This window comes from Aliihoeflea sp. 2WW (genome assembly GCF_000497755.1).
In the GTDB taxonomy this organism is placed as follows: domain Bacteria; phylum Pseudomonadota; class Alphaproteobacteria; order Rhizobiales; family Rhizobiaceae; genus Aliihoeflea.
Window position 1 is genome coordinate 374,413 of sequence record NZ_AYOD01000001.1, and the last position, 26,565, is coordinate 400,977.

General features: G+C 62.3%; 22 protein-coding genes. 12 read left to right on the plus strand and 10 right to left on the minus strand.

The window, feature by feature from the left end; genetic code table 11:
- Positions 1-28: 28 nt before the first annotated feature.
- The 4 genes from erpA (at position 29) to ALII_RS0101890 (ending at position 2,032) form a co-directional block, all read left to right on the plus strand.
- A complete protein-coding gene (gene erpA, locus ALII_RS0101875) occupies positions 29-379 on the plus strand; it encodes an iron-sulfur cluster insertion protein ErpA (RefSeq protein ID WP_024585641.1) in 351 nt (116 codons plus the stop codon).
- A complete protein-coding gene (gene xth, locus ALII_RS0101880) occupies positions 380-1,180 on the plus strand; it encodes an exodeoxyribonuclease III (protein WP_024585642.1) in 801 nt (266 codons plus the stop codon).
- A gap of 37 nt (positions 1,181-1,217) precedes the next feature.
- The gene (locus ALII_RS0101885) at positions 1,218-1,505 is read left to right on the plus strand and encodes a hypothetical protein (protein ID WP_024585643.1); all 288 of its coding nucleotides are present in this window, start codon (positions 1,218-1,220) and stop codon (positions 1,503-1,505) included.
- Positions 1,506-1,597: 92 nt separating this feature from the next.
- A complete protein-coding gene (locus ALII_RS0101890; RefSeq protein ID WP_024585644.1) occupies positions 1,598-2,032 on the plus strand; it encodes a hypothetical protein in 435 nt (144 codons plus the stop codon).
- A gap of 236 nt (positions 2,033-2,268) precedes the next feature.
- Here the strand turns inward: ALII_RS0101890 and ALII_RS0101895 are convergent, their stop codons facing one another.
- A complete protein-coding gene (locus ALII_RS0101895; protein WP_024585645.1) occupies positions 2,269-2,541 on the minus strand; it encodes a helix-turn-helix transcriptional regulator in 273 nt (90 codons plus the stop codon).
- Between the two features lie 164 nt (positions 2,542-2,705).
- Here ALII_RS0101895 and ALII_RS22605 point away from each other — a divergent pair, with 164 nt between their 5' ends.
- The 7 genes from ALII_RS22605 to ALII_RS0101935 all read left to right on the plus strand — a co-directional run bounded on the left by ALII_RS22605 (position 2,706) and on the right by ALII_RS0101935 (position 14,939).
- Positions 2,706-3,053, plus strand: a complete 348-nt coding sequence (locus ALII_RS22605; RefSeq protein WP_161632222.1) for a DUF6634 family protein — start codon at positions 2,706-2,708, stop codon at positions 3,051-3,053.
- On the plus strand, positions 3,050-4,636 hold the full coding sequence (locus ALII_RS21470) for an AAA family ATPase (RefSeq protein ID WP_024585647.1): 1,587 nt from the start codon (positions 3,050-3,052) through the stop codon (positions 4,634-4,636). Before ALII_RS22605 ends, ALII_RS21470 begins: the two co-directional genes overlap by 4 nt.
- A complete protein-coding gene (locus tag ALII_RS21475; protein WP_024585648.1) occupies positions 4,633-5,493 on the plus strand; it encodes a hypothetical protein in 861 nt (286 codons plus the stop codon). Before ALII_RS21470 ends, ALII_RS21475 begins: the two co-directional genes overlap by 4 nt.
- 786 nt (positions 5,494-6,279) lie before the next feature.
- On the plus strand, positions 6,280-7,566 hold the full coding sequence (locus ALII_RS0101915; protein ID WP_161632223.1) for a restriction endonuclease: 1,287 nt from the start codon (positions 6,280-6,282) through the stop codon (positions 7,564-7,566).
- Positions 7,567-7,573: 7 nt separating this feature from the next.
- On the plus strand, positions 7,574-11,407 hold the full coding sequence (locus ALII_RS0101920; RefSeq protein WP_024585650.1) for a hypothetical protein: 3,834 nt from the start codon (positions 7,574-7,576) through the stop codon (positions 11,405-11,407).
- 369 nt (positions 11,408-11,776) lie between these two features.
- Complete coding sequence (locus tag ALII_RS0101930) at positions 11,777-13,534, plus strand: ATP-binding protein (RefSeq protein ID WP_024585651.1); 1,758 nt, start codon at positions 11,777-11,779, stop codon at positions 13,532-13,534.
- Positions 13,521-14,939 (plus strand): UvrD-helicase domain-containing protein, encoded by a 1,419-nt coding sequence (locus ALII_RS0101935; protein WP_081718864.1) that lies wholly within the window; start codon positions 13,521-13,523, stop codon positions 14,937-14,939. The genes ALII_RS0101930 and ALII_RS0101935 overlap by 14 nt, the downstream gene beginning before the upstream one ends.
- 218 nt (positions 14,940-15,157) lie before the next feature.
- Here ALII_RS0101935 and ALII_RS0101940 read toward each other — a convergent pair whose 3' ends face one another.
- From ALII_RS0101940 to ALII_RS0101980, 9 genes are all read right to left on the minus strand, one after another.
- Positions 15,158-16,279 (minus strand): LacI family DNA-binding transcriptional regulator, encoded by a 1,122-nt coding sequence (locus ALII_RS0101940; protein ID WP_152529500.1) that lies wholly within the window; start codon positions 16,277-16,279, stop codon positions 15,158-15,160.
- Positions 16,252-17,529: a TRAP transporter large permease gene (locus tag ALII_RS0101945; protein WP_024585654.1), complete on the minus strand. Its 1,278-nt coding sequence runs from the start codon at positions 17,527-17,529 to the stop codon at positions 16,252-16,254. The genes ALII_RS0101940 and ALII_RS0101945 overlap by 28 nt, the downstream gene beginning before the upstream one ends.
- A gap of 3 nt (positions 17,530-17,532) precedes the next feature.
- Entirely contained in the window at positions 17,533-18,102 is a 570-nt protein-coding gene (locus ALII_RS0101950) for a TRAP transporter small permease (protein ID WP_161632224.1), read from the minus strand.
- A complete protein-coding gene (gene dctP / locus ALII_RS0101955; RefSeq protein ID WP_024585656.1) occupies positions 18,092-19,132 on the minus strand; it encodes a TRAP transporter substrate-binding protein DctP in 1,041 nt (346 codons plus the stop codon). The genes ALII_RS0101950 and dctP overlap by 11 nt, the downstream gene beginning before the upstream one ends.
- Before the next feature lie 89 nt (positions 19,133-19,221).
- Positions 19,222-20,583 (minus strand): MmgE/PrpD family protein, encoded by a 1,362-nt coding sequence (locus ALII_RS0101960; protein WP_024585657.1) that lies wholly within the window; start codon positions 20,581-20,583, stop codon positions 19,222-19,224.
- Positions 20,584-20,620: 37 nt separating this feature from the next.
- Positions 20,621-21,799 carry an acyl-CoA dehydrogenase family protein gene (locus ALII_RS0101965; protein ID WP_029660100.1) on the minus strand — a complete coding sequence of 393 codons (1,179 nt, stop codon included), beginning with the start codon at positions 21,797-21,799 and terminating at the stop codon, positions 20,621-20,623.
- 63 nt (positions 21,800-21,862) lie between these two features.
- On the minus strand, positions 21,863-22,801 hold the full coding sequence (locus ALII_RS0101970; RefSeq protein ID WP_024585659.1) for a hydroxymethylglutaryl-CoA lyase: 939 nt from the start codon (positions 22,799-22,801) through the stop codon (positions 21,863-21,865).
- Positions 22,802-22,832: 31 nt separating this feature from the next.
- Positions 22,833-23,630, minus strand: coding sequence for an enoyl-CoA hydratase-related protein (locus ALII_RS0101975; RefSeq protein WP_029660101.1), 798 nt, complete (start codon positions 23,628-23,630; stop codon positions 22,833-22,835).
- Entirely contained in the window at positions 23,617-24,762 is a 1,146-nt protein-coding gene (locus tag ALII_RS0101980) for a CoA transferase (RefSeq protein ID WP_024585661.1), read from the minus strand. Before ALII_RS0101980 ends, ALII_RS0101975 begins: the two co-directional genes overlap by 14 nt.
- Positions 24,763-24,898: 136 nt before the next feature.
- Between ALII_RS0101980 and ALII_RS0101985 the strand changes: the two genes are divergently transcribed.
- Positions 24,899-26,410 (plus strand): class I adenylate-forming enzyme family protein, encoded by a 1,512-nt coding sequence (locus ALII_RS0101985; RefSeq protein ID WP_161632225.1) that lies wholly within the window; start codon positions 24,899-24,901, stop codon positions 26,408-26,410.
- The last annotated feature ends 155 nt before the right edge of the window (positions 26,411-26,565 follow it).

Below are 26,565 nucleotides of genomic sequence, written 5' to 3' on the forward strand. Positions count from 1 at the left end.
GGTGCGAATGCGAACGCAAGGTGACGCCATGGGCATGGACGCCAAGACCGACATGAAATCCGTCGAAGTGAGCGATGCGGCGATCGCCCGCGTGGCGGCGATCCTGCGCGACGAGCCGAGCAAGACGGCGCTGCGCGTCGCGGTCGAAGGCGGCGGCTGCTCGGGCTTTTCCTACACGTTCGATCTCGTCGACAGCCAGAACGACGACGATGTCGTCATCGAACGCGACGGCGGCAAGGTGCTGATCGACGAGATCTCGCTCGTCTATATGGGCGGGTCGGTGATCGATTTCGTCGACGATCTGATGGGCCAGTCCTTCCAGATCCGCAATCCGAACGCCGTCGCTTCCTGCGGGTGCGGCACGAGCTTTGCCATCTGAATGAAGATCGCGACCTGGAACATCAACGGCGTCAAGGCGCGGATCGACAACCTGTTGCACTGGCTCGGTGAGAGCCAGCCCGACATCGCCTGCCTGCAGGAGATCAAGTCGGTCGACGAGAATTTCCCGCGGCTGGAGATCGAAGCGCTCGGCTATCATGTCGAGACGCACGGCCAAAAGGGTTTCAACGGCGTCGCGCTCCTTTCCAAGCTGCGCTTCGACGAGGTCAATCGCGGCCTTGCCGGCGACGATGAGGATATGCAGGCGCGATTCATCGAGGGCGTGTTTTCGACCGACCGCGGTGCGCTGCGGGTCGTCTCGCTCTACCTGCCGAACGGAAACCCGGTCGGCACCGAGAAATTCCCCTACAAGCTCGGGTGGATGGAACGGCTCGAACGCTGGGCGCAAGCGCGGCTGGCGCTCGAGGAGCCGCTGGTTCTGGCAGGCGACTACAATGTCATCCCTGAGCCTTTCGATGCACGTCATCCGGAAAACTGGCTGGGCGACGCGCTTTTCCAGCCCGAGTCCCGTCAGGCGTTCCGGCGTCTGGAGAATCTGGGCTTCATCGACGCCTTCCGGTCCGTTTCCGATGCGCGGGATGCCTATTCCTTCTGGGACTACCAGGCGGGCGCCTGGCAGAAGAACAACGGCATCCGCATCGATTTCCAGATGCTCTCGCCCGAGGCCGCGGCGCGACTGCGCTCCTCCGACATCGAAAAGCATGTGCGTGCATGGGAAAAGCCGTCGGACCATGTGCCGGTGGCGATCGATCTCGACATGGGCCTGTCCCGCGCCGCGTGACGTGACGCAGCGTCATGTCTTGTGCTATGATCGAGACATGTTCGAGACCCTGCTCATTGCAACGATGACTGTCGGTGCCGCAGCCGAACCGACTGTTTCAGCCGGTCCCACATGCAACGCGAACGGGCTGGTTTTCGGCCAGGGCCAAGTCGTCTGCCTCGACATTCCCTGCGCCCCGCAATTGGCGCGTTGCGGCATGGTTCTCAACAATTCGGCCTGGATCAAGATTCAGGATGGGTGCGTCGTCAGCAGCCAGGAGCGTCCCGGCCCTGCGATCAAGGGGCTGGCCTCGACTTTCGCAGAGGCGAAACGACACCAAAAGTGATCATGCAGCCCCTTGCTCCGCAAGTCGCCTCTTGCCCTTCCGCGACCAACATTTGATAGTCGGCCGCAATTGTTCCCGTTCGGAAGATTTCGATGAGGCAATCGAATCGCGATGTGACCACCTGGGTGGCCGATCTGCAGACGCCTCCGGGCAAGTCGCTTTCATTGCTGGGCCTGCACAGCAACGCCGGAACGAGCGAAAGCTATCGCGTCTGCCGCGCCGCGCTGCAGACGGCAGTGTTTTCCGAACTGACCATTTCGATCCTCTGTCATCCCGACGGGGTCGTCTTCCCCTGCCCCGACGGGCTCGAAGAGAGTGTCCTCGATGCCCAGTTTCGTGAAAACAGATTGTCGGGGATGCCGCTCGACAGCTTGATCGAGAACGCCCTTGTCTTGCTGATCAACGAGCCTTCTGACGAAGCGCGCCGTCAATTGCAGGCCCTGCGCCTGAAGCTGGCACGCGGGCTTGCGGCGGTCGATGACCGGCTGGGCAGATTGGGCGAATGTGGCGGGATCGTATCCCACTAAAGGATAGAATCTGGAGCGGGTAGCGTGCGTCGATGGCGCCGGAAGCAGGCGTCAAACTTCAATTAACCCGTTGACTTTTAATGCGGAGTCGTTTGCCTAACGAACGGCGCGTATCCCAGTTTGGACCCGACTAGTATCCCAATCGCGGTAACGAAAACGTTACTAAGTTCGCTGCCCACAGCAACGAGCACGGTCATTATAAGCCCAGCGGAAGGCTTGCAACACTTCCGGATAAGTCAGGGGCTAAAACCAATCTGGAAGCCGATCCGCCGCGGGAAACCCCGCCGCAGACGAATGCCCTCTCCAGCGCTGTCCATTTCCGGCAGGAACTCGACCCCTGCGTCGATGAGCGCCTTCTGGACGCGCAGGCTAACCTCGAGCCCGACCGGCTCTCCTGCCTCGATGCGCACGAGCGAGCGCTTGCTGATGCCAGCCCTCTGGCAGAGCTCGGTCGTTGACATGTCAAGGGCGGAGCGCGCGGCGCGCAGGAGATCGTAGGAAGCTTGCATCAGCGACTTGTAGCCAATCCGTGTCCAAGACTCCAGGCGTCGTGACGCCTGTTCGGGCCGGTGGACGCCGGCCCCTACGACGCCGTATGGCAGAGCTCTTCACGAAGCGAATCGCCAGCCGCACCCAAGCATTCGGGCCGGCGGCGATATCCCGGAGCCATGCCATGGTCACCTTCACGAGCGACAACCCACAACAAGAATCCTTGGCCGAGATGGCGGAGCGGCTGTCGGCGCTCGCCGCCGATCTGCGGGCCATCTCTGGTGGCCGGCTGCCGGAAGACCTGGTCCAGGGATCAGCCCCCACCCTCGACCAGTGGACCCCGACGGTCCGGCCGTCCGTTTGCCTCGAAGGCCTCGTCGGGGGACACCCCGTCCTCGTAGGCCATGATCGGGCTATCCGCACGTCCGAGCTATGGTACCTCGACGCGGAGGCTGGCTGGGCCAGGACCTATTCCCGCTGGTACCGGCTCAACCAGCGCGCCCCTGTTTCAGGTCGGGGAGTTGGATCGTGATCATCGCTGACGACATCGGCAACGACCGCCATTTCCAGCGCCGACTGGCCGCAGCGGTGGCCGGGGTGCATCTGCCGTCGGAAGAAGAGCTCTTGCGCGGCATGTCCTTCTTCAAGGACCGCCTCATCGAGGATATCCGCGAATATGCAAGCCGGTTGGGCCGCGCTGCTAAGAAGCGGGCGACCTTGGGACCTGCGAGTATCCTCGCCTGCCTCGATGAACTCGCCGTCGATCCTTGCCTGGAAGCGGTGACTGTCCTCGAGGACGTGATCGCCGAGGTGGAGGACGCAAAACGGTTTCCTGTCGCTGCCTGCAGACTGCGCTGCCGCATCTACCGCGCCTGGTTCGGGGAAGAGGATGCCATGGCGCAGGTCGCCGCCGAGGCCGCGGCGCGTGCCTTCGACGACGGCCGCTACGACAGACTTCCCGAGCTGACCTGGGATGCGCTCGCTTGGGGTGCCTTGTCCGTGCGCATAGCGGGATGGAAGGACACCGGCGTTGCCATCGCCACCTCGCACACTCGCACCGATCACGAACTCCAGCGCACACGCCAGCAGTTCCGGCGCGCCTTCCAACGTGCCGTCGAGCGTGAGTTGGAGGAGCGCTTGGCGGAGAGCGACGTCAAGAAAGCAGAGCAGAAGGATGAGGACTTCGGCCTCGGGAGCGAGACGTCCGACAGCGACATTGACGACGAAAGCGTTCCGTCCCCGCGCCCCAGCATCGATGGCGTGATGATCTTGACCGGGATCGGCAATGAAACGACGTCCGAAGGAAAGAAGGTCGTCAAGGAATTCGCTTCCCTTATCGGCAAGCCCGTTCCGTTGCGCGCCCCGCCCGACCTTTCGCTTGCGCGGGAAGAACTCATCGCGGAGTTTCCCTACGCCGCCGGCATCGTCGACGCCCTGCTGAAGACGATGATCGGCCGCGACCACGTCTGGCTGCGGCCGACATTGCTGGTCGGGTCGCCAGGATGCGGAAAGACGCGGTTCGCCCGCCGCTTCGCGGAGGTCGTCGGCCTGCCCTACGAACTCGTGCCGTGCGGCGGGCTCAGCGACAGCGCGATCGGTGGCACGGCGCGGCGCTGGTCGTCCGGAGAGCCCAGCATTCCGATCATGTCCATCCGCCGGCACGGCGTCGCCAATCCATGCGTGATCCTCGACGAGATCGAGAAGGTCGGCACCAACCGCAACAACGGCAACCCGCACGATGTCCTGATCGGGCTGCTCGAGAACGAGACCGCGCAGCGCTGGCACGACCCCTATGTCGAGTCCCACTGCAATCTGAGTTTCGTCGTTTGGCTGATGACGGCCAACAGCGTTGGGCCGATTCCATCTGTCCTGCGGGACCGGTGCCGGTTCATTCGCTTTCCAGATCCGGGCCCCGACGACCTCGACATGCTGGCGCACCGGATCCTTCAGCGGCTTTATGAAGACACCGGTCACGACCGGCGTTGGGCGACGCCCCTCGATGGGGTCGAGCGCGCGGCGCTCGGCGAAGCCTGGCCGGGGGGCTCGATCCGCAGGCTGGAACGGCTCGTCGAAGGATTGATCGCAGCGCGCGATCAGTCGCAGGTGCAGCAATGACGAATCCTTCGACCACAGCGGATCAGGCAAGTGGAGACGCCGGCTCGGAACGTCACTCCTCACTGGGGCGACGCGCGCTGCCATCGAACGCGCTCCTCTACCGGCTCGCCATCCACGAGGCCGGGCATGCCGTGGCAAGGATTCAGCTCGATGCCTGCTCCCTCGAGCTGATCATGTTGGACCTCGCCCGGGAGCGCGGCGGCGGCGTCTCGTGGATTCCCGACGATGATGACGAGGCGACCGAGACGCGCCTGATAAACGAACTCATCATCATGCTGGCTGGGCGGGCGGCCGAGGAAGTCCTGGTTGGATCGGTATCTGCTTATTCCGGCGGGCCCGAGTTCAGCGATCTCGCGCAGGCGAACGAACTCGCCCTGCGCATGGAGACGGTGCTGGGGTTCGGGACGGCGCTGCCGCCGCTGCACCTGCCGACTACCGACCTCACGATGCTCCTCACCATGGACAAGGAACTGGCGGGGCGAATCCATCAGCGCCTCGCGGTATCATATGAGGGAGCTTGCGCGCTGGTCCTCCGTCAGAAGGCGGCGGTGAAGTACAAGGCGTCGATGATTCTACATGAAAGACGCTCGCGATACCCGACGCCGACGTCTGCGTCGTGGCCGGCGAGCTCTGTCGAGGCGTCGCCAACGGCGCGCTGTCTGGCGGAACACATCGCACCCGCAATGCCATGCATCTACGTCGCCGGTAACCACGAGTTCTACAAGGACTCGATCGAGGAGGGTCTGGAAGAAGGACGGCGCGCGGCGGAAGGATTCGCCAACGTCCTCTTCCTCGAGCAGGACATGGTGACAATCGGTGGCGTCTGCTTCCTCGCCGCGACGCTCTGGACTGACTAACGGATCGAAGGCCATCAACACCTGGCCATGATGAATGCCCGTGACCGCATGAACGACTACAGGGCAATAGCTGCAGAAGAAGCCGTGGATGCGCTTCGTGCCGGAGGTTGCCGCAAGGATCGATGATCAGTCGCGGCTGTTTCCTCGCGTCGGCGCACGAGGCCGTATCCTTGCCGACGGGTCGTCGCCCCCACCTGCCACGCAAAACTCGACCACACCGTGCAACGCCGCGTCCGATCTCGGGGTCCTGATCCCAGCGGGCAGGCCGGATCTCTTGATCCACGGCCACGCGCAAGACAGCTGCAACTATCGAATCCATGAGATTCGGGTCGTGTGTAACCCGCGCGGGTATCGCTACGAAAACGGGTCCTTCAACTCAAGACAGCTGAGCGATCTGGCCGTTTCAAGCGAAGCCCTAGAAGGCACGAAGTAGAGAAAGGGGTGGTGACGACTTAGTGGAAAGGAAGCTTCGGGCCCCGTTCTGGACGTTTGGGCAAACTTTGCCTGCGCCTGAAACTGAACGTTCGAGGCGCTGCCAGCCAACGTCGGGAAGGCGCCCCCATCTCGGACGTTCAGTCGCTTTGGGCGGCCTCCCTGAAGCGGACATACGTCGCCCGTGCACATCGCCAGTCTCCTAAACTGAAGATGGAACGCTACCATGGGCAGCGCGGCATCTAGCTGTTTAGTCCAGCGACTGTGCCAGCTTTTGGTGAACAAGTTCGCGCGACAACAACATTCGTCCTACAACGAGTTGATGCTGGGTCGGAAACCGGGAGGCCGATTGGAGTGAGGGATAGTATCAAAGAGAATTCTGCTACCCAGTGGATTTTGCCCACTGCAATCCCTTTCGCTGACCTAAAAGCGCGAGACCTCGAAGAGTGCATCTACTGGCTGTTCGATGCGCTTGGCGCCAAAGATCTGGAATGGCGAACCGGTGGAAGCGGCGGCGGCGCTGCTGACGGAGGCCGCGATCTCGAGGCCACCTTCTTCGTCCCAGCGCCTGACGGCGAAATGGAAGCCGAACGCTGGTGGATCGAATGCAAAGGCAGGCGCGACACGCTCGAAGCTGAGGCGGTGAAAAACGCCGTCGTCAACGCTGCGCCCGCTGGCCTGGCGAGCCTCGTCATCATCACCAACACAACGTTTACAAATCCTACCCGAGATTGGGTAAAGAGCTGGCAGGCAGCGAACCCGCGACCCCGCATCAAGCTCTGGGACAAGGACGTCCTCGAGCGCCAGTTCTCGCGACATCCATCGGTCGTGCTGCGGCTCTTCGCTGAAGCGCTAAGCACGGCCGGCCAACTCGAGGCGCTCCGCGAACGGTTCTGGAACCGGCTCGAATACACCACACCCAAGACCCTCAAGGACATATGGGCGAACCGAGCTTCGCTCGCGATCGGCCCGCTCGAGCGGATGGCGCTGGTCATCAACGAGTTCGGTCACGGTTCGATCAACGCAAGGCCATGGGCGGGCGCCGCTCAGGCCGACGAGGTCTTCGACACGCTCCAGATCGGGCTGCTCAATCTTCCTTACCTTTTCCTACGTGCGACGCGGGCGGGCGTCGACAGCTCGGCCATGATCCGCGCTTTCGCCTACCTCCTCCTCGCAACACTTCAACACGCACGCGCTGAGGCCGTCGCCGACCATGTTCTCACGCTCGTACGGAACGTAAACGGAAAGGCGGTACCGGATCACGTCGTCGAAACGCTGCTGATGCCGATCCTCGACCAGCTTGGCGGCGAGATGCAGGACACCTGCAGTTCGGATTGCCATCGCTTCTTCAGTGAGCCTCGGACCCTCGTTCGCGACGGCGACCCGTTGGAGAACTACTGGCAGCGCCTAGAGCAGGAGGGTCTGCCGGTCGACGATCAGCCAACGCGCTATGCCCGGCTCGAACGCACGACCAAGCCTTGCAAAGTCGGCTTTCCTCTGAACGAAGAGCGCACATGTCCGCTCTATCAAGTCGAACCAGCCCTCGACAATGTCGCCGAGTTCCTGACGATTATCGAACGCGTTTCGGAATTCCGGCTGTCGCAAGCCAGGCTAGAGCGCACCACTAAGTCGGCCAGATAGGGACTCTATGTCGATCGCGATCACCGCACCGCAGAAATTCGCGTTTCAAGACCTGGTCTGCATCGAGATCATGCTGCGGTTCTGCGGGCACGACGATGCCACACTGCTTGTCGAGCCTGACGGCGGCGAGGACGCCGAACTTAGGTTCACCGCTTACGGCCGGCCGATCCGCTGCGAGATCCAGGTGAAAGGCGCAGCGGGCACAGTTGCGCTCGCCGACGTCGCCGCATGCCTCGCCCACGCACCGCCGCGGCGCGCTGCCCCGACGCTCCTCGAGCGGGTGATCGGCGATCCTGATTGTCTCGCCCTCCTCGTGATGACCGGCCGTGCCGATGATGCGAGCGCGGTCTATCGCGGTGCGAGCACCTGGCATGGCGAGCAACACAACGTGTCGCGCATCAAAGCGACAGACGCCGCAGAGCTGCTCGCCGCCTTCGCCATCGCAGACGTGGCGGGCAGCGACGGCGGCGCGCTTTACGCCAAACGACAAACGCACAACGCGGCGTTCGCCGCATCGGCAGACCCTGCGGCCATCCGCGAGGCGCTCCGCCGAACTCTTATCTTTGACCAGACGGACGAGGACGGGCTAGAGACGCGTTGCGCGGAGCGCCTCAGGCGTGACCACGGGATCCCCAGTGACCGCACAGCGGCGGTCCTGCTCAGGCTACGCGCCGCAATTGGCGAGGCCAAGGCAAACAAAACGGACGCCTTCCCCCTGTTACGGAGCATCCTCGCGCGGGCCTCGCCGCCGCCGATCCGTCCGACCGATTATCTTGCGAGGGGCGACGAAGCCGCTCTCGTCGACGCTCTCTCGCAGGACAACGTCCTCTTGCTGTCCGGGACGCCCAGGGTCGGCAAGAGCTACACGGCCCGCTTTGTTGCGGCGGAATTCATGCCGCACGGCTATGACGTGCAGGAATTCGTCGACGTAGAGTCAGCGGAGCGCTTCCTGCTCGAACCGGGAGCAGCGCCGCGGCTCGCGCTTCTTGATGACCCCCTCGGGGGTGCGCAAGTCGAGGCGCAGGCGACCCGGTCGCTGGCGCGTCTCTCCAATCTGATTGGCCACACCCGTCCGCAACGCAAGCTCCTCGTCGCGCAAGGGCTCGAACCGCTGCTCGCGACCAACCGAACAGCATCGCTCGCTCAGACCATCACGGCGCACCGGCGCTGGCGCGACATCGGCAAGCTCGAAACGGCGTTTCTGGTCAGCTTGTGGCAGGCGCTGGCGGCGACCTTCGCCGTGGACGCTGCGCTGCGCGCGCGCGTCGCCGACGCGCTCAGGACCGGCGAATTATTGCTGGAGCCTGGCTGTCTTGAGCACCTCGCCGCCAACAACGATCGCCTCCTTGCGTCTGCGTCGATCGCCGATGTCGCCCGGCTAGCTCGCGAAGACGCCGCCCAGCTCGGCCGGACACTCGCTGCCGACGGGCTAGAAGATCTCGCGGTGAGCCTCGCGGTGGCGACCGCGCCACGAGAGCCAATCAGGCTTGTCGACCTGGCCTATGTGCGCGGCAGCGGCGGCGCGGGCCTGCCAGGCAAGCGCGCGGCACTGGGCACGATGATTACGATGGGCGGCCCGCCGATCCCGCTGGCGCCCCCTCCCGCTTATGACGAGCCTCCCGAGCTTGCCCTCGCCGAACAGACGGGCCTCGACGCCCTCGAACGACGACGGCTTGTCACGATCGACGCACAGCCGACCGTCGGCTTCGCGCATCCCTTCTACCGCGCCGCGGCCGAGACGCTGCTTGAGGCGCCGACCCATCACGCCGCACAAGCCATCGGTCCCGCGTTACAACGCGGGCTGTTCTGCCTGTCGCCGCAGACTTCCCGCGCCACCGCGCGCAATCTCGACTGGATCTTCGACCGGCTCCAAGCGCGTCCGACCGCGCGCGCGTCCCTCGTTGAGCAGGCCACTGAGGGGCTGCGCTCGTTCTTCCCAGCGACGCGCGATCTCTGCTTCGGCTTCCTTGTCAACCGTCTGTCCGACCTACCCGCCGAAACCCAGCGAGAGCTGCCGAGATGGATTAGTTCGGTCACGTCGGTGACGCTCGACGACCTCGAATGGAGCGAGGGCGAGGCGCATCTTCCCTATGGCGAGCAGCTCGGGACCGACTATTTCGAACGCGCCTTCCGGACCGTCCGCCGCCGCGAGGTCGCGGCCGAACTAGCCCTGCTCGATGCGCCCGAGGGCTTGGTCGGCCCCGAGCGCGCCGCCGCCGCCCTGCGTTTCCTGGCCGCCTCTCCCGAGGCCATGACCCTTACGATGGTTGGGCGCCTGCTTAGCTATGACGAGGCCGCGTTGCGTGCCGAGGCGACAAAACTCTGGTTGAGCCGGCCACGAATAGGTGACGACGAGATCCTCGACCGCATCTTCGCCGACGATCATCCAAGCTGCGCGCTCGCGGCGCTTAAGGGCGCTGTACGGGGCTGGGAGGCCAGCTCAGCCGATCGGCGGGCGCGGCACCTCGACGGTCTCGCGGCTCTCGCGTACAACGTCGCAGCCGCAGCCGCGATGCTCGACTTTCTCGTCGTCTTCGATCGCGAAGAACATACGGGCGAGCACCCGCCCTGGCCGATATTCGAGCGGCTCATGCCGGTCGTAATGGCGGCCCTGCCGCACAACGCCGCGTTCATCGAAGCAAGACTGTTTGCCGTCGCACGCAACGCACTCGGCGCGCTCTCGCCGTCATCGCTCGTCGCTCTCTGCGACGGTTGGATCGACTGGCTGGAGCGCAACGAACGTGCCGGGCGCTTGCCGAGCGAGTTCTCGCTCGGTGTCACCGAGATCCTGCTGCAGGCGACCGCGGCGGAGCCGGAACGCCGTGAATCCCGGGTCACGCGCTTGCTCGATTTCACGGGAACCGGCGCGAAGATCACCTTCATGGCCGACCTCATAGACCACTGGTCGCTGCTGCGTGACGACGAACGCGCCGCGGTCTTTGAGCGTCTGAAATGCGGTCGCTCGGATGATCGCTGGCTCCAGGCTGTTACCCTGACGCGCTCAGAGGTTCCCGACGCGGTCGTCGTGACGCTGCTCCCGGAAGGCATCGACCTTTCACAGCCGCCCACGCGATTGATCGATATGGTGCCGCCCTCGCTGATTGAGGCTGCGATCCATGTCTATAGCGGCCAGCCTCAGCCCTTGTGGTGGCTCGGCACGCATCACAGCGGCGAGGCCGTATGGGAACCGGTTGTGGAGATCATCGCGCGTCGGCCGGACCACCCGCTGTTCGAGCTCGCGTGGGAACACATTGCTTTTAACGGCGACGGCAAGCGTGTGGCGCGCATCGTCGCCGACCTGGGCGCCAAGAACGCCGAACACGCACTGAGCATTCTGCTGAGGATCAAGGTCGGGTTCACCGGCAATTTCATGCCGGAGGCCTGGGCAACGCTGCTCCGCCTCGCCGCCGACTCGCACGAATATAGCCGGTGGCTCGACCGGATGGCCGAGGCGTCGCCCGCGATCCTCGACGACATTTCCGATCTGAGACATTGGCTGAGCGACAATGGCGATCTTTGCGGCATGCTGGACCGACTGCAGAACGATTTTCTGCCCTTGGAGATGGCCAAGATTGCCTTCGATTTGCCCGACGATGTCGACGGCCGCGAGATGCAGGACAACGCGGTCAAGGTGCTGGCATTCTTGGTCCATGAGCGCCCGCCGCTGCTATTCGGCACCTGCGATCGCCTGCTCAGTTGGCTCAAGCGCGCAACGGTCGATACGGCCGAGCTCGTCACCCTGCTGCGTGAGCGGCGCGCAGCAATACTTGCCGAGCGTGAGGCTATTGAACAAGCTATGAAGCAGCCAGACCCGCAGCTCGACGGCTGGATCGATCCCTAGGTAAGTTCAGGTCGCCGTCACGCCGACGACAATCTCATATCGCCGCCGCGTTCACGTCCTTTGTGATTTCAGGGCAGCGCGCCATCAGAGCATCGAGGGCCGCGGCCTCATCCAACAACAGGCCGTCTTCGTCCATCGGCGCCTCTGAGCGGTCCGAAATCCTGGGCACGAGACAGCGGACCCGAGCTCGACCGCGATTAGTGTTCGGACTTTGGGTCGGAGATGGCGAATTCCGATCTATCTTTAGCTCATCACCAGCACTGCCATCGTGTATAGCCATTTGGACAGTGGAGGTGCATCTAAACTCTTGCGGCATTTCGTTTGACGTCGCTACAGCCTCAACCTAACCTAGAACAGGGGGCAAAGTATATGCGCGTCGGCTACGTAGAAATTGAGAATTTCCGAGGGATAAAAGAACTATGTTGGGCGCCTGCATTAGGGGTCAATTGTCTGATCGGTCCAGGAGATTCTTGTAAGACTACAATTTTGGATGCCGTCGAACTGGCGCTTTCACCTCGCCACACCTTGAGTTTCGACGATCTCGATTTTTTTGGAGGCGAGTTCAATAAAGTCGCCAAAATCATTGTTACTTTAACTGACCTGCCGGACGAATTCATTTCGGATGCGACGTATGCTCCGTATCTGAGGGGCATCTCTGACGATGGAAAGGTCGTCGACGAACCTCCTTTGCCCGAGAAGGGCCAACATGCCTTATCAATCATGCTCAGCATCGATGAGGGCCTTGAGGGAACGTGGACGCTTTGGAATGAGCGTGTTGCTGCAGGCGACATGAAAGAGCGCTCGCTGACTTATGCGCACAGAGCAAGCGTTGCCCCGGCTCGCTTGGGTGTCTATGCGGACCGACATCTGAGCTGGGGGCGGAATTCCACACTTGCCCGCATGAGCGAAGGAGCCGCGGGCACCCAGGACATTCTCGCCCGTGCTGGCCGACTTGCCCGCAATCATTTCAAAACCGAGGCGGCGGCGCTTTTCAAAAGCAGCCTCGAGAGCGTCAAGCTGGCTGCCAAGAAGGTGGGCCTCGCACTGCCGGGTACGATCGCTGCCGGTCTGGACGTGCAGAACCTTGCTATTGCAAAGGGAAGCGTCGCCATTCACGATGGGCAAGTTCCCCTTCGTGCATTGGGCATGGGATCGGCAAGGCTACTCGTCGCGGCCTTGCAGGATTACTCCAAATCGTCCTTATGCCTAACCATCATCGACGAAGTCGAGCACGGGCTCGAGCCTCACCGGATCGTTCGCCTGCTCAAGCACCTGAAATCGAAGGACCGCGTAAGTCCTCAGGTGTTCATCACTTCGCATTCGCCCATTGTTATCCGCGAGCTGAGTGTTCACGATCTGCATGTCGTCCGCCGCGCGGAGGACGGTAAGGTGACGGTTCGGCCTGCCAACAAGAGATATAGCAAGCGGGATCCCCAGGCGCCCCCTCGTTCGATGCCTGAAGCATATCTGGCTCCCACAGTGCTCATATGTGAGGGAAAGACCGAAGTCGGCCTCCTGAAGGGACTGGATGATTATTGGGTCGCCCTGCATTTCGACAACCTGGCTCTCAAAGGCATCGCGCTGGCTGACGGGGGCGGGGTCGACAATGCCCCAGCGCTGGCGGGACAGTTCTGCGGCCTGGGTTACCAGGTGGGCTTACTGTTGGATTCCGATCAGGATCCTGCGGACACCGAGATTCTTGGCAAGTTGGAAAAGGCGGGTGTCGCCGTGTTTCGTTGGGATAAGGGTTGTTCAACGGAAGATGTCCTGTTTCACCAGCTGCCCCTGGCCGCCGTCGAGATGCTCTTCGATTACACCCTCACCTTCCTCGAACAGTCAGCTATTCTCGACGCGGCCAACAAGCCCCGGCAAGCGGATGATCGCTTCACTTCCATCGATCAGGTCAGAGCCCGCCTGAGCGACGCGACCGTTCTCGACGCCTTAGCAGCTAGGGCAAAGGGGAAGAAGAGAAACGACAGCGAGGTCCTGCATGGAGCTTGGTATAAGGATATCGCGAAGGCGGAGCATATAGCGCAAAAGATCCTCGGCCCGCATCTTAAGGACGCGCGAAAGGGACTGCAGGAAACGGTGAGCGCTCTTCGGAGCTGGATCGATGACAATTCCTGACCGGATCCGGATGGCCCTGCAAGAGAAAGGCAACGGCTCGGTGGTGGCGCCGGCTGGCTACGGCAAGACAGAAACCATCGCCGACATCGTGGCGGAAACATCCTGCCGCTGTCTGCTGCTCACCCATACCCTCGCCGGCGTCGATGCGCTCCGAAAGCGCCTCCGGGAAAAGGGCGTGAGTTCCGATCGCTACCAGCTCGAAACAATTGCCGCCTGGTCCTTGAGGTACGCGGCCGCCTATCCGGTCACGTCGGGTTTCCCACGACTGGTGACTCCACGTGGGCATCAGTGGTCGACGGTCTACGCGTCTACGCGGAAGCTGCTCGACGGCCGCTCGATCGACCGGGTGATCCAAGCATCTTACGGTCTCGTTCTCGTGGATGAATACCAGGACTGTAGCGCTGACCAACACGCGGTCGTGGTGTTGTTATCGAGACTTGTGCCCACCCTCATTTTCGGAGATCCGCTGCAGAGCATCTTCGATTTTGGCGGCGAAGCAACCGTGCGCTGGCAGGAAGACGTACTGCCGGCCTTTCCTGAACTCGACGAGCTGGGCACGCCGTGGCGCTGGAAGAACAAACAGAATGATCGTCTTGCCGAATGGCTTCGCATCGTGCGGGCCGACCTACTCGCAGGCAAGGCGATCGACCTGCGCAAGGTGCCAGCCTGTGTCCAGGTTCACCACCTGGACGAACCCGGGCGATTACGGGCCTTGGAGAAAAAGGCCTGTGGCCATCGTAGCCTGTCAGACGCCAACCGGCTCGCCATTATAGGCTCGAAAAGCAGCGAACGGATGCGTGCGGCATTGGCGAAGCGGGTACATGCTCAAAACGTCGAGACGATCGAATGCAAGGATTTGCAGACAGCCTGCTCAACGATTGAGGCAACGGCTGGCATGGATCGCTTAACGTTCGTCATGGGACTGCTTCAACGGTCGATTGTCGGGGTAAACAAGACGCCTTTCCTACGCCGGATAAGCAAAATTCACAGCGGCAAGCAGATCCGCAAGTCCCTCACGGCGCCCGAAGCCGCAGCCCTGGCGATCGTGACGAGTGACAAGTTGGAGCCGATCATCGCGCTGCTCGACGAATTCCGGAATGGAAGGCGTATGTTCCGCGGTGAACTCATCTTTGCGCTCCGTGAAAGCCTTCAGCTGCGCTGCCTGCCCGGAAGCCCGTCGCTGCTGGACTGCGCCTGGCATGTGCAGGAACGCCGCCGCCATGCCGGCCGACGCTATGGCTATAAGATCGTCACCAGCACCCTCCTCGCGAAGGGCTTGGAGTATGAAAATTCGGTGATTTTCCTGACTGAGCCCGCCACGAAGGAAGATATCTATGTTGCATTGACTCGAGCGTCGCGCCGGATCGACATTGTAACGGCCGCTCTCGATCTCTCAGCCAAGTGATTGCGACCGCTGCCGTGATGGCTCACGCCAGAAGCAGCCAGTCTGCATTCGGGCCTGGGCTCTGCCGTCAGTAGCGAGCCTCACGAATGGCAAGTCTTGGCGGCGACGGAGGCACCCCCGAACCGCGGCAATGGGGTCGTTGGCCGAACGTCGGCTATCTCAGTTTTCCACCCAGAACCGGACAGGCAGCAGACGGCCCCGGATCTGCCTCTGATTGCTCACCCTGTTGAGCGGTCCGGAGATCGGACAAGCGATCCGCACGATTCGCGGATGACGAGTTCGGTAGGCAATATGATCTCGCGCCCCCCGGCACTCTCAGGGGGGGCCGAGATTCGATCCAGCAGGAGTTGTGCGCAAATACGTCCCCATGCTGGGACGTCCCAGCGTATAGCCGTTACCGGCGGTACGGAAAGTTCGGCGAGATCGGAATTGCAGCCGGCTATGACCGAGACATCCTTCCCGATCTGCAGATTGTGCATTCGGGCAGCCCGCAGAACCGCCGGCAGAAGCGACATCCCACCGGCGATGATCGCCGATGGGCGCGGCTCCGACGTCAGCACGAGCGAGGCGTGCTGGAATGCCTGTTCCGCGTAGAAGCTCTGCGCCGATACGAGCCGCGGATCGACCGGCAATCCCCGTTCGCCCATAGCTTCCTCAAAGGCCAACAGTCGCTCGCGTGCCGGACGCATCGTCGGGCGTCCCGTTAGAAATGCGATCCGGCTGTGACCCAGCGCAGCCAAATGATGGACAGCCGCCCGGATGCCATGGCGGTGATCGATGACGACCGTGTCGGCAATCGGCGAGGCGTCGCGGTCGATGTAGACGACAGGAATGCCTAGCTTGGTCAAGGCTTCGTCGACGCGCTTGTCGCCATCGGCGCTACGCGTCATCATGAGGCCGTCGACACGACGCCGGCCGAGCATGCGGGCGAGATCCCGCTCCTGCTCGGAGCTCTCGTCGATATTGGTCAAAAGTAGAGTATACCCTGCTTGGCGGATGACCGCTTCTGCAGCCCGCACGAACGCCGCGAATTCGGGTATCGAGCTGTCGCGAATGGCGCAGGCGATCTGGTGCGTCGCGCGCATCCGCATGGATTGTGCGGAGGCGTCGGGCTCATAGCCCAACTCGCGCATTGCTGTCTCCACGCGCTCGCGCAGTTCCTGGGCCACCGACGGATGGCGGTGGACGACGCGCGACACGGTGGAAATCCCGACGCCTGCCGCGGCCGCCACATCTCTGATCGTCACAGTGCTGGACATTCGTCTCTCTTCCCTGATTGCGGGCGCCCGGCCGCCCGCAATCGCGCTTCCATTCAGTTGAGAATGGCATTCGGCAACCACAAGGACAGTTGCGGGAATACCATGACCAACACAAGAAGCAGAAACATTAAGACGACGAAAGGCGTCGTACCCTTGATGACATCCCACAGCGGCGCTTTCGTGATCGACGCGAGCACGAATAGGTTGAGCCCCACGGGCGGCGTCAGCAGCGCAATCTCCATATTGATGACGACGATAATGCCGAAGTGGACTGGATCGATGCCAAATGGCTCCAGAAGCGGGATCAGCAGCGGCAGGGCGATAAGCATCACCGAGAAGACCTCGAGGAACATGCCCAGTAGGAACAGCATGACCGAGACCACGACGAGGAAGTGCCAAGGTTTGAGGTCATGCGCTTGCACGAACTGGACGATCGCCGATGCCACTCCGCTCTCGGTTACCCAGTGGCCGAAGACCAGCGCGACCACAATGATGATCATGATGGAGGCGGCCTTATAAGAGGCGTTTGCCAGAAGCGGAACAACATCGGAAAGCGTGACCGTCCGATACACGAACAGCGAAATCAGCAGCGCAGCGACGGCCGAAAGCGCGGCGGCCTCGGTAACCGTGGTGAGCCCGCCATAAATGCCGCCCAGGACGATCGCTGGTAGCGCAAATGCCGGCAGCGCCCGCACGTTGAGCCGTAAGAATTCGTCCATCGTCGCCTTCTCGGTTCGTGGGTATCCGCGCCGATTGGCATAATAAATTGCCCACGCTCCCAGGAGCGTCGCCTGTAGCAGACCGGGAATGACGCCAGCCAGAAAAAGCCGGGGAATGGATTCGTCGGCCAGTACGCCATAGACGACCATTGCAAGGCTTGGCGGGATGAGAATGCCGAGCGTGCCCGACGCCCCAACCACGCCCGCAGCAAAATGGCGATCATATCCCTGCCGCAGCATGGCAGGGACCAGAATTGTTCCCATAGCCAACGCGGTCGCAACGCTCGAACCAGCCATTGCGGAAAAGAGCATGCAGGCAATCACGCAGACGAGGCCGAGACCGCCACGAACTCGTCCGACCCAACTCATCGCGGCTTCGATGAGCGCGCGCGCAATGCCCCCGCGCTCCATGAAGACGGCTGCCACGACGAAAAAGGGCAATGCGATCAGCGTCTGGGAATTCAACTCGTCGACGATCTTCTGTGTAACGGACACCATCGGTGTCGCGTCCATCCACAGCAATGCTGCAGCTGTCAGGCCCAGGACGAGATAGATGGGAAATCCGAGAGCCATCAGGCTGCCGAACATCCCGGCGAAAATACCTCCAGCCATGGCTTAGATCTCCTCGCCGATTTGCAGTTTTTCGTCCGTAGGACCGTCGACGATCATTTCCATTGCGGCTCTGGCATGCCCAAGGGCCATCAGAAGCGCGCCAATTGGCAGGGCGGAATAGTAAACCCAGAGCGGAAAACGGATGTTGGTCGGCGACAAATCACCGAAATCCCAAGCTTCATAGGCGACCAGATAGCCGAACCAGCCCAGGAACAACGCGAAGGCAAATCCCACGACATTGGCAGCGATTTCGCTCAAATGGCGAAGGCGCGGCGGCATAACATGCAGGACCAGGTCGGCGCGCACGTGATTGCGTGAACGGCTCACGCCTCCCCATGCGAGCATAACGGCCCACATGACTCCATAGACGACGATCTCATCGGTGAAGCGCGGAGCATTTGCCGGTGAGACATAGCGCATCAGTACTGTGTAAAAGACAAGCGCCATGGCCGCGCCCATCAACCCGCCGATGATGATCGTTTCTACGCGTGCACGCCACAGATCGAACCGGCCCCGCGGCGCGGAAGAACGACGCAATTCGTCTGAAGGCGCCGAGGCTGTCTCAATCCCCATATCCTCGCTCCTCAAGTTCCTCCAACGCCATGTCGACCAAATCCTGGTCGATGCCGATGGAGGAAGCCAGCCCATCCTGGCTGCTCATGAGCTTCGTGCGAGCTGCCGCAAGCTGCTCCTCTGTCGCAGTCACAATCGTGATCCCGCTGGCTGCAACTTTCTCGCGCGCTTCGAGCTGAGCTTCATCGGCAAGGCGGCGGGTCTCCTCAATCACCTCGACCCACGCTTGGGTCATGGCCTCCTGCAGATGTGGGCTCAAGTCATCCCAGAAGCGCTGCGAAACCATCGGCACATATTGGCCGAACCACTGGTCGTCCTCGAAGGCAAAGCGCAATCCCGCATCCCAAAGCTGCGCCGATGCGATGCTTTCGTGCGTGGAGGAAACGGCGTCGACGACATCAGTCGACAGAGCGAGCGGCACGTCGGGCCAGGCGATGAGGTTGGGCACGCCACCCATATCCTCGACCCGTTTGGCGTTCGACGTCCCCCCCGATATGCGAATACGCATGCCTGCGAGATCGTCGTGCGAATTGAGGGGACGGCTTGTCGAATAATAGTGCGACATGCCGAGGCTCATCCAAGGGCCCAGAACTTTGACGCGCATTCGCTCCTCGGCTTGCGCGTTGATAGCCTCGCCAAGTTCGCCGTCGATCAAATCCAGAGTGACCTCTTGCGGAACCCCATAGAATGCGGGCAAGGACGTGAGTGCCATTGCAGGCACCATGCCATCCAGAACCCAGGTCCCTGGGACGGCCATCTCCACGCTTCCCTGGCGCAGGGCACGTCCGACGTCGCGGTCACGGTAGAGCTGCGCGCTCGGGTAAACCTCAATGACCATTTCGTCACCGACACGCTCGCGCAAAGCCTCCACGAAAAGCTCAACCCCTTCGTTTCGGACGTGGCTCGGATTGGTGTCGAGCGAGATGCGCAGCCGCTCGGCCGCCTCGACGAGGCCTGCTCCTGTCAGCGAAACAAGCGCCGTAGCAGCAAGTGCCGAGGCCTGCATTTTCCAGTTCAACCGGTATGGCATGATGTTTCTCCTCCTAGCTTTTGAATCTTCTTACTTGCGGAAATACTTATGGCCGATCCCACGCGTTACGGGCTCTCCTCCCCAAACCGTCATGGGTGTACCGTCAGTGGCACCTCCCGAACTGAGACAAGGTTCGGCATGTCTCCCAGTGACCGGAACAGCCGTGCTGCATGATCGTCTGACAGATGCGCATGGCAGCAATCCAGGAATTTTTCCTCGAGTTCATCCTCGCTCATAGGGCTTTGCCAGCTTCCCTTGGCATGAACGATAGGGACGTGAGCCACACGCCGCCCATCGCGCAACCGTACACTGACGGTGTCCGAGGGTGCGAATGGCAACCCAGGCATGGTTTCATCGGTCGTGGTACAGGTCACCTTGCGCATTGCCGCGACAACGTCGCTGCGGCCCACGAAATCGTCGGTGAGTTCGCTCAACCCGACCTTGCGCTCTACGAGCGCCGACGCCATCGCAAACTCCATCGAGAACTTCGCCTCCAGGCCGGTTTTCGGCGCGATATTGCGCAGCATCAGGCGCTGGGTGCGTCCCGTCTCGACGTGAATTTCCTCTACTTCATCGGGACGAAGGTCATGGCCTTCGGCAAGATCGATCATGGCATCGATAGAGCGGTGCGTCGCATAGCAAATCGGGTAGCGTTTGATGTGAACGCCCTGCTCCTCAAGTCGCCACTCTTGTCCCAAACCCAAATACCCTCGCGCCAAGTCAGGCGAGCCGCTGGCCGAATGAGCGCGCAGGAAGCCTGTGCGGTGTTCGAGCGCATCGGAAGAACCGGTGAAACCCGCCTTCGCCAGACGTGCCGCCATCACGCCCGCTTGCGCTGCGCGTCCGGCGTGGAGCGATTTCGTCATGGTGCCGAAATTGGCGACGAGGCCGGATGCAAGTGACGCTGCGATCGCGAGCGCATGGCCGGTCGTCTCGTCATCGAGCCGGTTGAGATAGGCGCAGGCGGCCGCGCTGGCGAGCGTACCGGAGACCGCAGTCGGATGAAATCCGCGCTCATGCATTGCGCCGGGCTCCAGATTTTCGAGAAGCGCCCACACTTCATACCCAGCGACATAGGCCGCCAGCGCCTCGGCACCACCAACATCGAGCGCCCAGCCCTCCGCCAGGATGGCAGGTGTCATGGCAACGCTCGGATGACCATCGAGCCCGACATCGTCGTAATCGAGCACATGACCGGCAACGCCGTTGACAAGGGCCGCATCTGCGGGGGAGAGCCACCGGCCCAGTGGGATCTCTGGAACACCGTCATTGGCGCGCGTTTCGTGGACCGTGTCGGCAACGAGCCGGGGTGCGGGTTCGTTGCGGCCGGCGATCATGACCGCCACGCAGTCGCGCATGCCGATCCGCGCCGCGTCAAAGCAACGCGCGGGGATATCTTGCGTCGAAAGCCCGGAGACGAACGCCGCAATGTCCATGGTCAACCCAGTCAATTTTTTTCCTCCCGGACGCAGTGGAGCCAATGCCTTTTCAATAGGATCGCGGCAGACCGAGCACGTGCTGGCCGACATAAGCGAGGATCAGATTGGTCGAGATGGGAGCGATCTGATAAAGCCGCGCCTCACGCCATTTGCGCTCGATGTCGTATTCCTTGGCGAAGGCGAAGCCGCCATGGGTCTGCATCGCTGCCTCCGCCGCGTTCCAGGTCGCTTCGGACGCCATTAGCTTGGCGATGTTCGCATCCGCTCCGCACTCGCGTCCCGCATCGAAGAGTGCGGCTGCGCGGCGGCACATCATGTCGGCGGCTTCCAACTCCGTGAAGCAGCGCGCAAGGGGGAACTGTACGCCCTGATTGGCGCCGATCGGGCGACCAAAAACCTCACGTGAGCCAGCGTACTCCTTCGCCTTCTTCAGGAGCCATCGCCCATCGCCCAGCGCTTCCGTCGCGACAAGAATGCGCTCGGCATTCATCCCGTCGAGAATGTAGCGGAAACCCTTTCCTTCCTCGCCAATGAGGCTATCGGCGGGAATTTTCATATCGTCGAAGAAGACTTCCGTCGTGTTGTGGTTGATGAGGGCGTCGATGGGATTGATCGTCAGTCCCTTGCCGAGGACCTCGCGCATGTCGACCAGAAAAACCGACAGGCCCTCTGTCTTGCGCTTCACCTCCTCAAGCGGAGTTGTGCGAGCGAGAAGAAGCATCAGGTCCGAATGGCGCGCGCGCGATGTCCACACTTTCTGGCCGTTGATGACATAGGTATCGCCGCGCCGTTCAGCGCGCGTCTTGAGTTTGGTGGTGTCCGAGCCCGTGGTAGGCTCGGTCACTCCGAACGCCTGCAAGCGCAATTCGCCTCTCGCGATAGCGGGCAGATACGTTCGCTTTTGCGCCTCGCTGCCGTGCCGAAGAAGCGTTCCCATGATGTACATCTGCGCGTGCGCGGGGCTCGCGGTACATCCCGACGCGTTGATCTCCTCAAGAATGACCGCCGCAGCACGAAGTGGCAGGCCGGACCCACCATAAGTTTCGGGAATGAGGGCACCGAGAAACCCGGCTTTCGTAAGTTCGTCGACGAACTGGCTGGGATATCCGCTTTCGCTCTCCAGCTTGCGCCAGTATTCCGAAGGATAGCGCACGCAGATGCGGCGCACCGCTTCACGCAGTTCGGGATAGTCCTCGCCTAGGGTGACAAAGACTTCGTTCTCTTCAATTTCCCTGGCTAAGGCCTGGTTTGCAGTACTCACGACTATTCCTCCCTCGCAGAGATTTCAGGATCAGGCCGCCTTTTCCACTGGCATGCGGAAGGTCTTGGGAACGCCGGCGCGCGCAATGGCGCCTCCCATCTTCTCCCCGGGCAGCCAGCGTTCCACCTTGGCGCGCAACGCAATCAGCCTCTCGATGTCGATGCCGGTATCAAAGCCCATGGCCTCGAGCATGAAGACGGTATCTTCGGTATCGATATTGCCCGTTGCGCCGGGCGCGAACGGGCAGCCGCCGAGCCCGCCGAGCGACGCGTCGAAGGCGCGGACGCCTGCGTCCAGCGCGGCAGCGACATTGGCCAAGCCAAGCCCTCGCGTGTCATGGAAGTGCGCCGCGACCGGCAGTGGCGCGACGGCGCGCACGACCGCGCTCATTAGGCGCTTTACTTGGGCGGGGTCGCCATAGCCGACTGTATCCGCCACGATGATTTCGTCGGCGCCAAGGGCAGCCAGTCGCTCGGCGATCGCGACGACCCTCTGCTCGGAAACGGCGCCCGAGATGGTACAGCCGAAAGAGGTCGCAATCCCTGCGCCAAGCCGCACACCAACGCCCGTGGCGGCATCGCGCAATTGGACGATGCGACCGAAATCGGCTATCGACTCGTCGGTGGACCGACGCACATTCGCCATGTTGTGTTCTTCCGACGCCGATAGAACGTAGTTCAGCTTTCCGACGCCCAGTTCCATTCCTCGCTGGGCGCCCCTCAAGTTGGGAACGAGCGCGGACAGCGTGCCGTTCGTCCTCGTCTCGTTCGCCCGCCGGAACACCTCATCACTGTCGGCGAACTGAGGGACTATTTTCGCCGGCACGAAGGAAGTCAGCTCGATTTCGCTGATTCCTGCGTCGAGCGCGCCGCAGCACCATTCGAGCTTGCGGTCTGAAGACAGCACCGTCTTAACCATCTGCAAACCGTCGCGCAGGCCGACCTCGCGGACATAGGCACGTTCAGTCATCTCTTCCTCCCTGATATTGCACCGGCAACGCCTAGCGCCCTTCGAAGACCGGCCGGCGCTTTTCGTTGTAGGCCAGCACGCCCTCGCGCCGGTCCTTTGTCGACACCAGCCGATTGTAGGCCTCGATTTCGAAGGCCAGCCCATCGGCGAGTGACATCTGAAGGCCTCTTGCGATCGACTGCTTGGCCTGGCGCACCGACAGCGGCGCGTTACCGGCGATATGCCGCGCAACCGCCACGGTTTCCTCCAGCAGGTCATCGCGTTCGACGATCCTGTTGACGAACCCCCAGTCGAGCGCTTCCTCCGCCGAAAAAGGCCTGCCCGTGAGAATGAGCTCCTTGGCACGGCGTTCGCCGATCGCGCGCGGCAGGTTCTGCGTTCCACCCGCGCCGGGCATGATCCCGAGCGTGACCTCCGTCAGCGCGAAGCGGGCCTGCGGGGCTGCGTAGATGAAGTCGCAGGCAGCCGCGATCTCGCACCCGCCTGCGAACGCCGCCCCGTTGACCGAGGCGAGGACGGGAAGCGGGCAGAAGAGGAGCGCGCGAAGCATGCGTTCGAACACGAGATGCTGCGCGCCCCATTCGTCGTCGCTCATGCCCCGACGCTGCTTGAGATCGCCCCCCCCGCAGAACGCCTTCTCTCCGCGCCCGGTCAGAACCACTGCACGCGCGCCTTGCGGGTCCAGCGCCAGCGTCTCGAACACGTGCATGAGGTCATACCCCATCTGCGTGTTCATGGCATTTGAGACATCGGCACGGTCGAGCGTGACGATCAGCACATGCGCGTCGCGCCACTCCAACGTGATCGTTTCATAGCTATCCTGCAGCATGACTGCTCCTCCGGTTATCGCTTTCCCCCAGAAGCGGCGCGGGACGCATGTTTCGCGGACGCGAGCCGTCGAACGATATCGGAATGCCCATGAGCGGCAGCGTATCGCCCTCCACCGGCTCGACCATGCGCAAAGCCTTGGTCTGAGGGTGGTCCATCACCTGGTCCACGGTCTGGATCGGCGCGTTGGGAACGCCGGCCGCATCTAGGAGAGCTGCGAGCGTCTGCGTGTCATGCGCTCGCGCGCTCGCCTCGATTTCGCTCAGGAGCTCTTCCCGACGGGCGACGCGGCCCGCATTCGTGGCGTAGGTGGGATCGGCTGCGAGATCTTCCCGGCCGATCGCCCCGCAAAGCTTGCGGAAGAGGTTGTCGTTGCCGGCCGCCACCATCAGCCAGCCGTCGGCGGTGCTAAAGGCCTGGTATGGTACGATCTCGGCCACACCCGAGCCGAAAGGCATGCGTACCTCGCCAGAGGCGCAGTAGCCGGCAAGATGCCCCGTCATCCAGGCCAGGCCCGTCTCGTAGAGCGAAGTTGAGACCTGCGCGCCCCGACCGGTTTTGCCGCGCTCGATCAACGCCGTGAGTATGGCAATCACCGCCCACATTCCCGCGGCCATATCCATGACCGAGACCCCGACGCGGATCGGAGGACGCCCCCCCTCTCCCGTCACGCTCATCACACCCGAAAAGGCCTGCATAAGGGGATCGTATCCCGGACGACCGGCCAGCGGCCCCTGCGAACCGAAGGCGCCGATATCGCACCAGACCAACTCGGGCGCTTCATCGCTGAGGCGATGCGGGCTCAGGCCGTAGCGATCGAGAATACCAGGGCGCAGGTTCTGGATGACGGCATCGGCCTCCGCGACTATCCGTCTCCGCAGCCCCTCCGCCTGGGTTGGGTCAGAAAAATCTACAGAAACACTCTCTTTTCCCCGGTTCATAGCGAGAAACGTTGTTGCCGCATCGTTCCAGAAAGGCGGGCCCCATCCCCGCGCATAGTCGCCACCAGACGGATTTTCCACTTTCACCACCCGCGCACCCAGATCAGCAAGAACCAGCCCCGCATATGGTGCGGCGATGCTATGGCCCAGTTCGTACACGGTAATTCCTGAAAGTGGCTGCGGTCGCTGCATGATTCCCAAGTCACTTCCCTCGTGCTGTTGTCAGGGAAACGCTATTGTGGGATTGTCGGCATGTCAAGAAAACGTTTTCTCACCATCGGAGGATAGAGATTTGGACCGGATAGCGTGGGGGCAGGAGTTTTCGTCGTTGTCGCAGCGCTTTGCTGGGCGCATTGCGGTAACCGACGACGAGGGAACAATGTCCTATCAGGAGTTGTTTTCCCGCGCGGCCGGATTGGCCAATCTTCTGCGGGAGCGAGACCTGCCCCCGGGCACTCCGGTCGCGACCTATATTGCAAACTCCCGCCAGGCCGTATGGGTCAGCTACGGGGCAATCGCAGCCGGCATCGCGGAAGCCTCGATCAACCCCATGCTCGTTGCCGACGACGTGGCCCACTGCATCGAGACCTGCGGCACCAGACTGCTGCTGACAAGCCGCGCGCGCATCGACGGGCTCGCTTCGCTGCGACAGACGATCCCCGGTCTTGAGATCGTCGCGATCGATGATATCGAAAGCGGCTGCACGACGGGGCTGGCCGGCTTTTCGGGCGAATCCGAGGCGCATGGCAAGATCATCTTCACCTCGGGAACGACCGGGCGTCCGAAGGGAGTTGTTTACACGCATCGGGGTCGCTGGCTCGCCAACATCGTGTTGCGCGCCAGCCTTCCGGTCGCGCCCGCTCCCGGGATGGACGTACTGCTTCTGACGCCGTTCTCCCACGGCGCCTCGCTCATCACCTATGCCTATCTTGATGGAGGCGCGCAGGTAACACTGCTGGACGGCTTGGACGTCGACAAGGTGGAAGCCATACTGAAAAACGGGCAGGTCGGCCAGCTTTTCGCGCCGCCAACCGTCCTCGCCAAGCTGATGACCCGGCTCGACGGGACGCGGATCGAATCGATCCACACCATCTTCTGCGGCACCGCTTCCCTGTCTCCGCAGCTTTACGAACGTGTCCGTGCGTGTTTCGGTCCTGTCGTTCGGATTACCTACGGTAAATCGGAGACTTTCAATCCCATCACCATATTGACGCCATCCGAAACCGACGCGTGGTATGCGGACGATGCCGCGGCGCGCACGACCTGCGTCGGCTGGCCGGCCAGCGGCATTGAAATTGCCATCGCGGATGAGGAGAACGAGGCAGACGGGGCCGACACTCGCGTGGGGCCCGTTATGCTGCGCGCACGCCACCAGTTCGCCGGCCTAATGGTCGACGGCGGGTTCACGCCCCACCCCGCCGACGCCTTCCACCGCACGGGAGATGTCGGCTTTCTCGACAAGCACGGGCGGCTGCATCTCGTGGGGCGGGAATCCGACCTCATCAAGACGGGCGGCTATCGGCTCAGCCCGGAAGAAGTCGAAGCCAGCCTTGGCAGAAAGCTTCTCACCTGCGAATTCGTAGTCGTGGGCCTTCCTTCCGCCTACTGGGGAGAGGTGGTGACGGCGGTTCTGATTGCGCCCGGCGCGGGTGAGTTGGACCATCTTGCGGAGGCGGCCGCCCAGATGACGCCCTACAAGCGCCCGCGCCTCTTTGCCGTTCTGGACGAGATGCCGCGCAACGCGATGGGGAAAATCGTCCGGTCGCGCGTGCGCGACGCGGTGCTCGCCCGCTACGAATTGTCCGATGGCAGTCATCCGGAGCTGCGGCAGCGGGCCTAATGTCCAAGGCACACTGCACACAAAATTCCAGGATGACGCACCTTGCCCACCCATCGATCGAAAAAATGAACCGGAAATAAAACTCATCCAGAAGTTGCCTGTCAACTGCCTCCCAGCGGTGAAGAGTGAGGTCGTTTCCGACGCGAGACCATCAG

What these genes read in the sequence shown, in the direction of transcription:
- erpA (WP_024585641.1), top strand. Translation starts at nt 29, where the DNA reads ATGGGCATGGACGCCAAGACCGACATGAAATCCGTCGAAGTGAGCGAT.
- xth (WP_024585642.1), top strand. Translation starts at nt 380, where the DNA reads ATGAAGATCGCGACCTGGAACATCAACGGCGTCAAGGCGCGGATCGAC.
- ALII_RS0101885 (WP_024585643.1), top strand. Translation starts at nt 1,218, where the DNA reads ATGTTCGAGACCCTGCTCATTGCAACGATGACTGTCGGTGCCGCAGCC.
- ALII_RS0101890 (WP_024585644.1), top strand. Translation starts at nt 1,598, where the DNA reads ATGAGGCAATCGAATCGCGATGTGACCACCTGGGTGGCCGATCTGCAG.
- ALII_RS0101895 (WP_024585645.1), bottom strand. Translation starts at nt 2,541, where the DNA reads ATGCAAGCTTCCTACGATCTCCTGCGCGCCGCGCGCTCCGCCCTTGAC.
- ALII_RS22605 (WP_161632222.1), top strand. Translation starts at nt 2,706, where the DNA reads ATGGTCACCTTCACGAGCGACAACCCACAACAAGAATCCTTGGCCGAG.
- ALII_RS21475 (WP_024585648.1), top strand. Translation starts at nt 4,633, where the DNA reads ATGACGAATCCTTCGACCACAGCGGATCAGGCAAGTGGAGACGCCGGC.
- ALII_RS0101920 (WP_024585650.1), top strand. Translation starts at nt 7,574, where the DNA reads ATGTCGATCGCGATCACCGCACCGCAGAAATTCGCGTTTCAAGACCTG.
- ALII_RS0101930 (WP_024585651.1), top strand. Translation starts at nt 11,777, where the DNA reads ATGCGCGTCGGCTACGTAGAAATTGAGAATTTCCGAGGGATAAAAGAA.
- ALII_RS0101935 (WP_081718864.1), top strand. Translation starts at nt 13,521, where the DNA reads ATGACAATTCCTGACCGGATCCGGATGGCCCTGCAAGAGAAAGGCAAC.
- ALII_RS0101945 (WP_024585654.1), bottom strand. Translation starts at nt 17,529, where the DNA reads ATGGCTGGAGGTATTTTCGCCGGGATGTTCGGCAGCCTGATGGCTCTC.
- ALII_RS0101950 (WP_161632224.1), bottom strand. Translation starts at nt 18,102, where the DNA reads ATGGGGATTGAGACAGCCTCGGCGCCTTCAGACGAATTGCGTCGTTCT.
- dctP (WP_024585656.1), bottom strand. Translation starts at nt 19,132, where the DNA reads ATGCCATACCGGTTGAACTGGAAAATGCAGGCCTCGGCACTTGCTGCT.
- ALII_RS0101970 (WP_024585659.1), bottom strand. Translation starts at nt 22,801, where the DNA reads ATGACTGAACGTGCCTATGTCCGCGAGGTCGGCCTGCGCGACGGTTTG.
- ALII_RS0101975 (WP_029660101.1), bottom strand. Translation starts at nt 23,630, where the DNA reads ATGCTGCAGGATAGCTATGAAACGATCACGTTGGAGTGGCGCGACGCG.
- ALII_RS0101980 (WP_024585661.1), bottom strand. Translation starts at nt 24,762, where the DNA reads ATGCAGCGACCGCAGCCACTTTCAGGAATTACCGTGTACGAACTGGGC.